At 34.9% G+C, this 13,710-nt stretch carries 13 protein-coding genes; 7 read left to right on the top strand and 6 right to left on the bottom strand.

All coding sequences use genetic code 11. The features are described from left to right. Positions 1 to 1,044, top strand: a complete 1,044-nt coding sequence (locus H560_RS0119205) for a sensor histidine kinase (protein WP_162143870.1) — start codon at positions 1 to 3, stop codon at positions 1,042 to 1,044. A 2-nt stretch (positions 1,045 to 1,046) separates the two neighbouring features. Continuing rightward, positions 1,047 to 1,757 carry a LytR/AlgR family response regulator transcription factor gene (locus H560_RS0119200; protein WP_027381479.1) on the top strand — a complete coding sequence of 237 codons (711 nt, stop codon included), beginning with the start codon at positions 1,047 to 1,049 and terminating at the stop codon, positions 1,755 to 1,757. Positions 1,758 to 2,353: 596 nt separating this feature from the next. Here the strand turns inward: H560_RS0119200 and H560_RS0119195 are convergent. Continuing rightward, positions 2,354 to 3,772 carry a tetratricopeptide repeat protein gene (locus H560_RS0119195; protein ID WP_027381478.1) on the bottom strand — a complete coding sequence of 473 codons (1,419 nt, stop codon included), beginning with the start codon at positions 3,770 to 3,772 and terminating at the stop codon, positions 2,354 to 2,356. A 47-nt stretch (positions 3,773 to 3,819) separates the two neighbouring features. Here H560_RS0119195 and H560_RS22600 point away from each other — a divergent pair, with 47 nt between their 5' ends. Together H560_RS22600 and H560_RS23055 are read left to right on the top strand one after the other, a co-directional pair. Next, complete coding sequence (locus tag H560_RS22600; RefSeq protein WP_162143869.1) at positions 3,820 to 4,134, top strand: cytochrome P460 family protein; 315 nt, start codon at positions 3,820 to 3,822, stop codon at positions 4,132 to 4,134. A 136-nt stretch (positions 4,135 to 4,270) separates the two neighbouring features. Next, positions 4,271 to 4,492, top strand: coding sequence for a hypothetical protein (locus tag H560_RS23055; RefSeq protein ID WP_155845050.1), 222 nt, complete (start codon positions 4,271 to 4,273; stop codon positions 4,490 to 4,492). On the opposite strand, the gene H560_RS0119180 is transcribed toward H560_RS23055, so the two are convergent. The 5 genes from H560_RS0119180 to H560_RS0119160 form a co-directional block, all read right to left on the bottom strand. Then, positions 4,443 to 4,916 (bottom strand): serine hydrolase domain-containing protein, encoded by a 474-nt coding sequence (locus H560_RS0119180; protein WP_027381476.1) that lies wholly within the window; start codon positions 4,914 to 4,916, stop codon positions 4,443 to 4,445. The two genes, H560_RS23055 and H560_RS0119180, sit on opposite strands and share 50 nt — an antisense overlap. Positions 4,917 to 5,028: 112 nt before the next feature. Continuing rightward, positions 5,029 to 6,000, bottom strand: a complete 972-nt coding sequence (locus tag H560_RS0119175; RefSeq protein WP_027381475.1) for a hypothetical protein — start codon at positions 5,998 to 6,000, stop codon at positions 5,029 to 5,031. Positions 6,001 to 6,003: 3 nt separating this feature from the next. Further along, positions 6,004 to 6,936, bottom strand: a complete 933-nt coding sequence (locus H560_RS0119170) for a hypothetical protein (protein ID WP_027381474.1) — start codon at positions 6,934 to 6,936, stop codon at positions 6,004 to 6,006. 45 nt (positions 6,937 to 6,981) lie between these two features. Continuing rightward, the gene (locus H560_RS0119165) at positions 6,982 to 7,953 is read right to left on the bottom strand and encodes a hypothetical protein (protein WP_027381473.1); all 972 of its coding nucleotides are present in this window, start codon (positions 7,951 to 7,953) and stop codon (positions 6,982 to 6,984) included. Positions 7,954 to 8,147: 194 nt separating this feature from the next. Continuing rightward, positions 8,148 to 8,366, bottom strand: coding sequence for a hypothetical protein (locus tag H560_RS0119160; protein WP_155845049.1), 219 nt, complete (start codon positions 8,364 to 8,366; stop codon positions 8,148 to 8,150). Between the two features lie 480 nt (positions 8,367 to 8,846). Between H560_RS0119160 and H560_RS0119155 the strand changes: the two genes are divergently transcribed. From H560_RS0119155 to H560_RS22055, 3 genes are all read left to right on the top strand, one after another. Beyond that, entirely contained in the window at positions 8,847 to 9,653 is an 807-nt protein-coding gene (locus H560_RS0119155; RefSeq protein WP_034753310.1) for a helix-turn-helix domain-containing protein, read from the top strand. Positions 9,654 to 9,724: 71 nt separating this feature from the next. Beyond that, complete coding sequence (locus H560_RS22060; RefSeq protein ID WP_051289397.1) at positions 9,725 to 11,191, top strand: serine hydrolase; 1,467 nt, start codon at positions 9,725 to 9,727, stop codon at positions 11,189 to 11,191. 331 nt (positions 11,192 to 11,522) lie between these two features. Next, positions 11,523 to 13,710 (top strand): glycosyl hydrolase 115 family protein (locus tag H560_RS22055; RefSeq protein ID WP_051289396.1); only part of this gene is annotated, 2,188 nt, incomplete at its 3' end.

The following is a 13,710-nucleotide window of genomic DNA, read 5'->3' as shown; positions in this document are numbered from 1 at the left end:
ATGACTTCATTTTTTAAACAAATACAAACCCCTTACATTTATCACTGGATTATCTGGAGTATTCTTATTTTCTTCAAACTGATCATAGATTATTCTATTTTCGGGAATTTTCTTCTCCTCATGAACCTGAAAATATTCCTGGTTTCCATGGTATTGTTTTACATAAACTATTATATATTTCTCCCGTTTATTATCCGACAGACGCCTAAAAAAATTCTTGTCATTACAATTTCGTTTGCCGTGATATATATTGCTCTTATGATCGTTTTTATACCGCCATTGCCACAGCACCCTCCACTTCTTCCGAAAGATTTTCCGAAAGATGGAAAGATAGGCTCGTTTAATGATGATATCCATTTTTCCGACATTTTCTTCAAAATAGGAATTTTTTCTATTATTTTCAGTACCCTGCTTTTCTTTTTAGATAAATGGATGGAGAACAGAAAAAAAATCAGCGCTCTGGAATTTGAAAGGCAGTCCAGCGAATTAAAAATTCTGCGTGAGCAAATCAACCCCCATTTCTTTTTTAATGCGCTTAACAGTATTTATTCATTATCCATCACACAGTCTAAAGACACTCCCAGGGTCATTCTTATTTTATCTGATATTATGCGTTATGTGCTTAATAATAAAAACATGCAGAGAAATAATCTGAATGATGAAATTACCAACATTAAGAAATACATCGAGATACAGTCCATCCGTTTCAGTAAATTCAATAATATTAATTGTGAATTTTATGGTAATTTTGATCTTTATGAATTTGAACCGCTTCTACTTTTAACATTTGTGGAAAACGCATTTAAGTATGCTGATTTGAGGAAAGGACCTCTGGATATTAATGTCCATTTGCAAAATGGATTGCTGGATTTCAGCATCAGGAATTTTTATGAAAGAAAAAACCATGAAAAAACAAACGAGAACAAATTGGGAGTGGAAAATACCAAATTGAAGCTGAACCTCCTTTATCCGGGAAAATACCAGCTGGATATTAACGATAACGGATCAGAATATAAAATTAATTTAAAACTTCAATTGAATTAAATATGAACTGTATAATTGTTGATGATGAAGAATTGGCGCATCACGTTATTGAAGAATATATCTCAAGAATACCATTCCTGAATCTTGTAAAAAACTGTTATGATATCCAGGAAGCCATCCCTGTTTTGCAAGAGAAAAATATCGACCTTATTTTTCTTGATATCAACCTACCTAACATCTCAGGGATAGAGTTTTTGAAAAGCTTCAACAAACTTCCTGATGTAATAATTACTACAGCTTATGATGATTCTGCAGTACAGGGTTTCGAGATGGGAGTAGTTGATTTTCTGTTGAAACCATTCTCTTTTGAAAGATTTCTCAAAGCCGTTTACAAAAGCTATAAACATTACAGCAATTCGAAAATGCTGAAGGAGAAAAGTACTCAGAATTTTCTCAAAGATTCATTTATTTTTGTGCGCTTCAATAATGAAGATGTAAAATTGAATTTAAGTGAGATCAAACGTATCAGTGCTCTTAAAGACTACATTATCATTTATACGGAGGACAGAAAACTTATTGTGCATCAAACAATGAAGTCTATTATGGAAAAGATTGAGTCTGAGAACTTTATCAGAGTTCATAATTCACATATAATATCACTTCAACATTTACAAACTATCGGAAAAAATAGTCTTACAGTTGGAAATGAAAGAGTACCCATAAGTGAAAAATATAAAGCATTTCTCAATGAAGTAATTGGAAAATATAAATAAGAACTCTGTGGAGAATTTGCAGGACTTATTCTCCAATTTTCTATATTAAAAATACCGGTATTTCAGTGTTTTTTATTCGGACAAATGTAGGCTCGTCCGCTTCTTTAATAGCAGAATCTTTTACGACTTTAATAACATCTTCTCCTTGTAAATTGTTGATTTACATATAAACATTATGGGGCACCAAGATTTGCCTTTTCTAATTTTATTTGCTGACTGTATATGCTTTTTGCAGCAAAAAGAAAAAGACCAATAATTAATCTTAAATTTTTCATATTGTTAATTTATAGAGCGTTATGTTATTATTGATACACTATTTTGATTAGTATAGATAATGAATATGAGTGTTGCAACCTTGCTGAATAATTACACTTGCTCTGATCTTTTTCGATGATTAAAAGAGGGTAGAAGAAATTGAATATATTTTCAAAATTCATTTAAGATATAAGTATAAATAAGTTTAAAATTATTTTTTATTGGATTTGACACTACCAGAATAAATTTTGGAAAAAAATCTAATTTATTAGTGTTTAGGATGTATCTTTTGTGTTGGAAATATATGACTGATTCCAAAATTTTAAAAAAATAAATGTATACTATTGTCCCAAAACCCATTGGTTAAAATCAAGGTCTGCCGGTAAATCCAGTTTCTTTCGTAATCTATACTTTTTTGATTCGACAGTTCGGATCGACATATTCCCATACTGGGCAATCTCTTTGTTGGAAAAATTGAGCTTCACCATGGCAATAAACCGCAGGTCATTGAGCGTAAGTTCTGGATGTTTTGAAGTTAAAGTAGTGTAAAAATCAGAATAAAAATCTTTAAAAACGATGATAAAAGTGGGATCTCCACTTATGGCAAGCTGAACCACTTCATTCAGGCTGATATCCGGTTTTTTATTATCGTTGATAGGTAATGCTTCTTCACGGATTATTTTATTCTTAGATTTTTGCTTTTTACTGTAAATCGCGTAGGTGAGCAAAATACCCGTGAAACCCGCTAATAACAGGACGATGTAGTTAGGAGGAATTGTATTGTTCTTGATGCCTTTTTCCCCCGTTTGGTTAAGTAATATCTCTATCGGAATATCCAGTGCGCTTTTCTCATTCTCAATAAGGCTGTCATTAAGAGTAGAGTATTTCTGCAAATATTCGTTTTCTTTTTCAATATGATGAAGCCTGTTGTAAACTTGTGCAATGAGTTTGTATGTTTCTCTGTCACGACTCTTGAGCCCTGCTTTTTGAGAAATGCTTAAAGAACTGAATAAAGAGTTCAGTGCTTTGTCATAATCTTCTGTCTTCATATACAGTTCACCATAGCCTCGAAGCACGTTGGATTTACTTTCCGCAGAGGCGTCTTGGGCTAAAACGGCAGCTTTACCCAGATAAAATTCTGCTGAATCTATCTGGCCAGACATCATATGTCTTTGCGCTATTTCTATAAATAACATCGGAATGGGAGATTCCATACATTTGCGTTCCATTATTTTTGCTGAATCACTCATTCCCATCAGAGAGAAGCTCGATCTCTTCCATTCATAAATATAAAAAAGCTGTTTTTTTCTGTTCTTTGTATCCTCAATTTCCCAAGCATTTTTTACTCCTTCATTAAAGCTTTTTACCGCTTTTTTGTACATTCCTAAGCTATAATAATTCCTTCCGTATACAATATTTAGTTTAGTTTTTAGTTCAGCGTCATCAAAATTCCTTAGCTCTCTGCTAGAATATTCTAAGAGCTGAAAGCTTTCTTTATGCCTCGAAAGACCGCATAGTGTAGATGCGATGCCAATGCATGCTCTTAATTCTCCTTTTTTATACTTTAATTTTTTGGATTGTCTAAACAGTGATTTTTCAAGTAAAATCTTCCCTCTCAGGTTACCAATGTCCTGTAATCTCTTTGCTTCATTTTTTTGTAGACTGTCAATTTCTGGTATTGTATTCTGTGCGTGTACCTGAAAAAACACAAAAAGGAAATGTAATGTGCATAATGTTCTTATAAATTTTGTTTTTCCCATAAATTTTTAATCACTATTAGCATTCAATGTTGCTTTTTTACAAAAATATGCAAAAAAGCATTAAAAATATTGTGAGACAAATAACATTAATATCTGTCATAAAGTTGATAAAGCAGGATGGTGGTATTGCAACAGGTGAATTTCTTCAGGTCGAATTGAGGGTAAAGGATGCAGAAAAGTATAAAAAGATTAAAGAATGGGGATGGGGAAGATGGAAGGGAAATGATCTTCAGCCTTATGGAGAAACACATGACTTTGATAATGAATGTATTGAATGCCACAAGCCGATGGCGAATCGGGATTATGTTTTTACTTCACCTTTATACTTGATTTCTCAACTTACAAAAATTAAGAAACAATGAAAACACTTTTGAAATTGGTATTTATATCCGTCATAATAGTTTCTTGCGGTCAAAAAAAGACAGGAACACTAAACATTCCGGCATCTGTACAGCAAAATGATGAATTACATCATCAATCCAGCCAAAAGAAGGTACTATGTCAACTTCGTATGGAAATGAGATCGCTTTTAATTACGCTCAGAAAAACACAGGTGCAAATTACCCTTCCGGTACGGTTCTTTACGAAGTGACCTGGAAACAAAAACCTGATGAGGTCTGGTTGGGAGGAAACATTCCTAAAAGTATTTACTCTGTGGAAAGAATTGTTTTTAATGATTCCGGTGTGATTTATGTACGGAAAGCCCCGCAGTATGGCTGAGGATACGTTTCATTGTTACCTTTGATTTGTCAAATGGACTTTCTGGTAAGTGCCATCCTGATAGAGCATTGTCTACAGGGCTATCTAATGACAATTCTCCTTTTTCTATAAGCTGCATGAAACCCCATGCGGAAACAACCTTGGAAACAGAGCCTACGTTGAAAATGGTGTGTGGTGTCACTCGTTTCTTACTTGCTACATTAGCATATCCTATCGATTGTATCCATGAAATGTCACCATTTTTAATCAGAGCTACTGCTACACCGGGAACATTGTGAGCTGCAGTAAGTTCCTGAGCTATTTTGTTGACTTCAAGATATATAGGATCTACATTTTCATGTTTTATCATATCTTTTGTAGTGGAGCAGGAGAGAAGCAGCCCTGCCGATATTATTGGTAATACTGAAAACACATTAATTTTCATTGTAATTTATTAGGTGAGTGTGATACAAATAAACGGTAAAAATGTTTGAAATAGCTATCTTACAAGATAATAACTTTTAAAACGTCAATATATCGTAGAAAATTAATATATATTATATTTTAGTTACAATAAAATAATAGCTGAAATTTGCTCCTGCCGGAACATTAAAATAGCACTCATTGTTGGTAAATTGATTGGTCTCTCCACTTTCATATTGGAAAAATAAAGCTATCTTTTGATTCGGCTGGGTTGTAGGCAAAGCAACTGTAAGAGTTTGCGGATTGGCAATACTATACGTATTTACATGGGTGCTTCCGTTATCACTTCTCATGCCGCTCATGAGTCCGCGGAAAATAGTATTTGTGCTGTATGAGGTTCCTGAAGCCGTTGCAAATATTGTATTGACCTGCATTTGCCCCGTGAAGGTGTAATTTTGGGTATTGTTATACCTGTTGCATCTTGCTGTTCCATAAAACTCAAAAAGATAAACACCCGGTTCCGGAATAATAATATAGTTTACATTGCTTGCGGATTGCCCGTTTATCGTGGCTGACGCATCGGTTCCGAATGTAAAACCAATGGTGTTTCCTTTAAGACCGGCATCATTTTTAATGGATAGATTGGTATATTGGTTAGTTGTGTACAGTGAAAAACCTCCCGTATTCGTTGTTGCATTGTATGTAGGGGGATAAATATCTCCATTTTGATAGTACAAATATTTCACTGTGCCTCCCAAATTTACACCATTTCCATCCGAATTGACTCCAAAAGTGTTGAATGGCGGGGTAAAGCCTGTAGCATCGAGAACAGGAAGATTGTCATGTTTTACATTAGCAGTTCCTGATGAATTGACATGAAGTACTGCAGTCGGAGAATTTGTATTAATTCCTAAATGCCCCTGATCCGTCATTCTTAATAGCCGGGCTGCAGCTGAGTTATTAATGTTTAAAGCATTGGTGGCAGCCGTATTTCCTTTTGAGACAATATCAAGCATGGCAGATGGGTTTGCCGTATTAAGGCCGGTATTCTGCCCAAAAGCAACAGAAAAAACTGCTAAAAAGATGATTGTAAGTAATTTTTTCATGTCTTATAACTTTGAAATGATTAATGTAACTCTTTTATCAATTCCGCTCGGCGCCGAAAGACTGCAGACATTTGTATTGAATTGGTCGCCGGTTCCCCAGTTTACAAAAAAGGCAACCTTCTGATTGGCCGAGGTAGTTTGTATAACTGAAAAAATATTGTGGGCAAACGGGTAGTTATATGCTGCTGTCGTTATCAAAGCTCCGGTGTCCTGACGTAAGGGAAATGCATTGTACCTTATTGTCGTTAATTCCTGATAGTTTGTGTTTCCGGAAGACGCAAGATAGATTCCGGTGCCTATTCCTAAAAGATTAGCACCTCCGGAGCTTGAAGATCTCGTTCCCGTACAGCTTGTATAGTAGTTTAGATTTAATTTGTAGATACCGGGATTTGGAATGGTGATGTAAGCTACCTGGGCCGCCGAAGCTGTTGCCCCTGAAGTACGTGTCAAAGTAGCTGAAGCATCTTGTCCGGCAGTAACTGCCAGAGCATTATCTGTAATTCCGGTAGTGGTAAAAGGTATGCTGTAAAAAATACTATTGCTGTATAGAGAAAAATTGCTCAGCGTCTGTGCTGCATTTATTGTTATATATGAATAGGCTGCAGTAGGAATGTAGGTTCCCACATATCCATTTGCGTCTATTGCGAGTGGAGAGACACTCCCTGTAAATTGAGGAAGGTTCTCATAGCGTATTTGCCCATTGGTATGCAGCTTTGCTGCAGGAGCAGCTACATTTATTCCTACATTTCCGTTATCTAAGACGGTGAGCATTTCTGTGCCGGATGAATTATTGATTTCAAGGGCTTTTGTTGAGCCTGTATTTCCCTTGGATTTAATGTCAAGTGTTGCGGAGGGATTTATTTCATTGATGCCTATTTGGGCAAAAGAAAAGGATGATACTAAGAAACAAATGGTTTTTATAAATTGTTTTTTCATTGTAAGGTATTTACGTTGTTTTAGGTAAGAGTGTGTTTAAAAGACTTACGGTGTAGATAATTGTTGTAAAGAAAAATTTCTGTTTTCCTTTAAAGAGTTGGGTGCCAGAATAGATACATTGGTGGTCGGCTTATTATATGCTCCCCAGTTCATGGTCAGATACACCCTATCTCCTGCGTTAAGATGAACAATACAGCTGACATTGATCGGTGAGCTGCCCTGGGAAGCTGTCTGATTATCAAGATTTGCCCTGTTTCCGCCAATAATGTCACTTAATGCAGTTCCGTTTTTAGTAATATTGAGATTGATCCCGGAGAACGGATCTGTTCCTGAAACTGCTGTTCCGCTTCTGAAATAAGAATAACCTTCTATTTTATAAACTCCTGATTCAATAATCTGCCAATAGTCACTGCCATCATTCCACGTCGCAGAACCACCCTGGTTTACAATGACGTCACCCGATGAAAAAGGAATGATTTGAGGAATACTGTTATTAAAATCTGTAAGAGCCGTACCAGTGAACGTAACGGGATTAGTTGCTCCCAAAGCAGCAATAGTAGGCGTTGTTTTATTGAGTAATAGTGCTACTTCCCACGTTGTTCCTGTAAGAGTTCCTTTACTTATGAACATGGTATATCCTCCCGGTGTAAGGGTCACACTTGAGACACCTGCTCCAGATTGATTGTCGATGAGTTCAGATCCGCTTGCCGAGATGGTAAGCCGGGCTGTACCTACATTTTTTATATAATAAATTCTTCCGAGGATATTTCCTGAGGCGGGAGTTGCGGCAACAGCGGCTGGTAAGGTGAATATTCCGTCAGAAGATCCGCTGTATGCCATATAAAAATCATTTACTCCAAGTGCCATCGAAGTCTGTACATTCTTGTATTGTCCTGCAATGGAACCGTTAATCGTGAGAGAACTTCCCGGATTGATAGTATTGATACCCACATTTCCGGTCTGAGAATAAGAAACACTGAAAAAAAATGTTAAAACTAATAAAGATAAAGTTTTCATGTCAGTATATTTTATAGGGTTATTTTAGATTAAAAATTGGTATAATTCATAAGAGTATATGAATTATACCTTTGTTCATCAGCTGTGTAATAGAACCGTTCAAGACTATTGTCATCAATAAATTGAGGGACTAAATCAAGTGACTTTTAAAGTGTATTTATTTTTCTACTCTTTAAAAGCTTTTGATTTTTAATTTAATTCGATAATAAACAAATAGAATTCTTCGATTGTTTCAAAAATTCGGAAGGTAAAGTCAGAAATTTAAGAATATTTAGAAGTGAAGCCTTTATAGATACATCTTTAGTTGTTTCAATTACATCTAAAGCTGATCCGGGCTGAATTGTATCAATTCCTACTTTTACGTTTTGGGTATGAATAAGAGTAAAAGAAATACCCTCTGAAAGGACAGTCATTTTTTTTTTCATTATAAAATAATTTTTTTGTGTGTTTATGTTTTCTTTTCAGTTTCATGTAAAATATTAATGTAAAATTGATTTTTTATGAAACTGATTCACAAAAGTAATCATCGGGCAAAAAAAGCATGCACTGCATTTGCACTGCACATAATAGTGTGTTGATTTCCAATTGAATAAATTGCAATGAAGTGTGCTGCAGTGTAAGACAAATGGATATAAAAATTCAAGGTGATAATATACTTGAATGTACCAGATCATATTTTTATAAAAATGTCAATTCTGCCACTCTTATACAATTAAACTAGATATGTTATAAAAACAAATAAAATTCTATTTTTTTGGTTGGTACATTCAAATATATAGTTGCGTTTAATTATTCTAAAGATTATATAAAGCGAAGAATCGGTAATGTGCTGATTCTTTTTTATTTTAGCTAAATAATTATTTACTTAAATTGTAAATTATGTTCAATATAAAATGGAAGTTCAATTTTTCAAACCCCAAAACGAAATTCTGAAAAAATATATTGAAGGGTATTATTTTATATCAGAAAAAGACTCCCTTAAGTCAAATAAATACTGGACTTTCCCCAGCAATAACTCTGTTGTAACCGTCTGTCAAAATGCCACAGTCATCTCAGAGAACAACAAAATCTCTGTGCTTCCATCTGACAGCAAAAAGATTGATTCAAATTTTTACTACAATATTTCTTTTCCCGTTGAGATTTTTTATGAAAAACCAGTGAACGAGATCACTATGTATTTCAAGCCGTTGGGTATTTTACATTTTTCTGATGATATTTTGTTTGAAATCGGTAAAGACAATGTCTGGGATTTCCAGCCACATCCCGATTATTTGATTGAAATGGAAAGGATCCTGAGCATTGAAAATAAAGAAAACCAAAGTTCAGCATTGGAAAATTATTGGTTATCAAAATTCCGGAACAAAGATTTTGAAATTATAGAAGATGTTTTAAATGAAATTGAAAACGGCACTAAAATCAGTGAGATTGCAGATAAATTGCATATATCGCGGCAGTATTTTCATAAAATGTTTTATAAAAATATCGGAAAATCTCCTTCCGATTACAGGAAAATCCATCGTTTTAAAGGTATTATCGAAAAGTATAAGTCTAATGAAAAGTTTATTGAACTTTCAAATAACGGATCGTTTTTTGACCAGCCGCATTTTAATAAAGATTTTAAAGATTTAACGGGAATCAATCCCACTTTATTTTTTAAAAACGTCGATACAAAACTAAGTAATCTCTGGCTTTTTCAATAATGGTTTACATTTTTACAATGTTTGTGTATAAACAGAGACTAATTTTGTTTATCTGTTAAAAAAACGTTGAAATGGAACACTATAAAACTAAATTATCAACTCTTATTCTTCTATTTTGCCTGATACATATTCAATTTGTATGGGCACAAAAACCTGACATTAATAAAATTAACCAACAGTTAAAAATACTCGAAAAGGAGAATTATCTGAGCGGGGTTGTTCTTATTGCGAAAAACGGGCAGTCAATCTATAAAGAAGCTTTCGGTTTTGCCAATCTGGCGGACAGTATTCGTAATAAAACAGATACAAAATTCAACTTGGCTTCAATGAATAAAATGTTCACGGCTATGGTTATAATGCAGTTGGCTGAAGCTGGAAAAATTTCACTTCAGGATAAAGTAGGGAAATATCTCACCGATTATCCCAATAAATCGGTTGCTGATTCGGTAACGATACATCAGTTGTTAACCCACACTTCCGGAATGGGAAATTTCTGGGCGGAACACGACAAATTAGCGAAAGAAAAATTCAAGACTGTAGAAGATTATCTTCCGTTATTTGTAAATCAGAAACTCGCTTTTGCTCCCGGTTCGGATTTCCTGTACAGCAATTCCGGGTATATGGTTTTAGGGTTGATTATTGAAAAAATAACAGGTAAAAGCTACTTTGATTTTGTAAAAGAAAATATCTATAAACCTACCAAAATGATGGACACAGACGCTTACGAGCTGGATGAAGCAATCCCGAATTTGGCTACTGGATATACAATGTCACTGGAAAAACCGGGCCAATGGAAGAACAATATTTTCTCGAATGTGGTAAAAGGAACTCCTGCCGGTGGTGGCTACGCTACGGCTGATGATTTATTGAAATTCGCCAATGCTTTGCAGAATAATATTTTATTAAACAAAAAAAACACAGAACTTTATACTTCCGGCAAAGTGAGGTACAGAGAAGGAATGTATAGCTATGGAATTATAGAAAACAAAATAAACGGACATCATATCATTGGGCATACCGGCGGACATTTCGGGATTGCGAACGAATTGATGATTTTTCCGGATTTAGGGTATACTGTAGTAATTCTTACCAATGGAGAAGTTGAAAATTACTGGGAAATAAGTAACCTTGTCAAAAGAGAAATAGGAGGTTCCACACCAGCTATTGAAAGCTTTTTTTACACCAAAGATGTCATTAAAGAAGTCTGTAATAAAGGATATGAGGCTGCCATGATGAAAATTAAAAACAGCTCAAAAAAATACCCGCTTAAAGAAAATCTTATTGAGAGATATGGGTATAAATTATTATTTGAGAAAAAATATAATCAGGCGATAGATTTATTTAAGTTAAACATCAACAATTTTCCAGACTCTTCTTACGGCTATTACAATATGAGTGAGGCATACAGAATTTCAAACCAAAAAGAAAAAGCTATTGAGTTTTTAAAAATTTATATTGAAAAAGAACCTGATGACAAGGATGCTTTATCAAAATATGAAATGCTGAAAATTAAAACTAGTATTGACAAAATTAATTAATATTTTTAAGTCAAAGCATAAATAGAAAATGCCTGAATAAAATACGGGCATTCATTTAGAAATAAAAATAAGTAAAATTACTTCAGTGTAAACTTCACCTTCATCTTAATGGTGTCTTTAATATACATATAATGCGTATAAAAGAGATATTGATAAAAATATTAGATTAATGTATATTACGCTGTAAATTTATATTTGTGAGTAAAAAAATAGTTTCGTTAGATATTATTTTTTTCTCTAAATTAATAAGTGTAAATAATACAAGTAATAAAAAAATAATATGCTAAGAAAAACTTTATATAAAATTTTTCATTTATACTTTATATTCTGTTTGTGGCAAAACGAAAATGTCTTTGCCCAGCAAACATCTGGACTCACAGAGAATATTATTTCAAATGACAACGGTTTTCCGATTGTTTCATCTGATGGGAAAACAGCAAATTTATTTTATGATAAATCTGAAAATGTTGCGGTCATTCGTGCAGTGAAAGATTTGCAGTCGGACATTCAGAAAGTGACAGGAAAATTACCCAATCTTTCAACAACAGAAATTTCCGGCGAATTTGAAATCATCATCGGAACTTTTGGCACAAATAAATTGATTGATAAACTTATATCCTCAAAAAAAATCAATGCCAAAGATTTAAAAGGAAAATGGGAAAGTTTCGTGATAACAACGGTAGAAAATCCAAAATCTAAATCCAAAAAACAGCTTATCATTGCCGGAAGCGACAGAAGAGGAACGATTTACGGAATCTATGAATTATCAAGACAATTAGGGGTTTCTCCATGGTATTACTGGAATGATGTCCCTGTTCAGAAACGTTCTTCGGCGTATGTTGTTCCTGGGTATTATGCTTCAGGTGAGCCTAAAGTAAAGTATCGCGGTATTTTCATTAATGATGAAGAACCTGCTTTCGGAACCTGGGCAAGAACCAAATTCGGAGGCATCAACAGCAAAATGTATTCACACATGTTTGAGCTTCTCCTTCGTCTCAGAGCCAATTATTTGTGGCCTGCAATGTGGGGGAAAGCCTTTAACGAAGATGATCCGCTTAATCCGAAAGTTGCCGATGAATACGGAATCGTTATGGGGACTTCTCACCACGAGCCGATGATGCGGGCTCAGAAAGAATGGGGAAATCATAGAAAAGAATACGGAAACGGTGAATGGAATTACCACACCAATAAAGAAGGTCTCCTGAAATTTTGGGAAGATGGATTCAGCCGGAACAAAAATTATGATAATCTCGTGACAATGGGAATGCGTGGAAACGGCGACGAACCGATGAGCGACCTGGGAAGTGCGGAAGCCAATTTCAAATTATTGGAGCAAATTATGCTTGACCAGAGAAAAATTATTCAGAAAGTAACAAAAAAACAGGCTAAAGAAACACCTCAGCTTTGGGCTTTATACAGTGAAGTTTTAGATTACTACGATCAGGGAATGAAAGTTCCGGACGATATGACGATTCTACTTTGTGATGACAATTGGGGAAATGTCCGCCGATTGCCTTACCTCAATGGCAAAAAACATCCTGGAGGTTACGGAATGTACTACCACGTTGATTTACATGGCGCGCCAAGAGCCTACCAATGGCTGAATATGGCGCAGATTCCGCACATGTGGGAACAGCTGCAGCTGACTTACAGTTATGGAGTAGATAAAATCTGGATCTTGAATGTCGGAGATCTAAAACCAAATGAATATCCAATGGATTTCTTCCTGAATATGGCGTGGAATCCAACTTCTTTTACACAGGAAAATCTGGATTATTACTCGGTGAAATTTGCAGAAGATCAATTTGGAAAAAATAATGCCAAAGAAATTGCAGAAATCATCAACCTGTATTGTAAATATAATTCAAGAGTTTCCGCGGAAATGATGAATCACAAAACATATAATCTTCAAAGTGGGGAGTTTTTGCAAGTAAGAGATGCTTATCTGGCTTTGGAGACGAGGGCTTTGAGACAGTTTATGATTTTGGATAAGACCTACCAAGATACGTACAAACAGATTATTTTACATCCGGTTCGTGCAATGGCCAATCTCTACGACATGTATTACGCCGTTGCAATGGATCATAAATTGGCAGAAGAAAAAGATCAGAAAGCAAATTATTGGGCAGATTATGCCGATGAATGTTTCACCAGAGATGCCGAATACACCAAAGATTACAACCTGAATATCTCCGGAGGAAAATGGAATCATATGATGGATCAGACGCACATTGGCTACAAATCCTGGGACGAACCCAAAGAAGGAAACATTAAGCCAACCGTTTACAGAATCACTCCTGCAGAAGCAAAAACCGGAGGGTATATTTTTGAAGAGAAGAATGGCGTAGTGACTATGGAAGCTGAACATTTCTTGGATGTTAAAGCTCCTGCCAATACAAAATGGACGGTTATTCCGGATTTGGGAAGAACACTTTCCGGAATTTCCTTAATGCCTTACACCGAAAAAACAAACGGATCAGCTATTAGTTATCAGTTTAAATTAAAAAATAATCCTTCCA

This window comes from Chryseobacterium daeguense DSM 19388 (assembly GCF_000430825.1).
Classification (GTDB): domain Bacteria; phylum Bacteroidota; class Bacteroidia; order Flavobacteriales; family Weeksellaceae; genus Chryseobacterium; species Chryseobacterium daeguense.
Note: the sequence above shows the minus strand (reverse complement) of the source record. Positions and strands in the feature narration are given on the sequence as shown.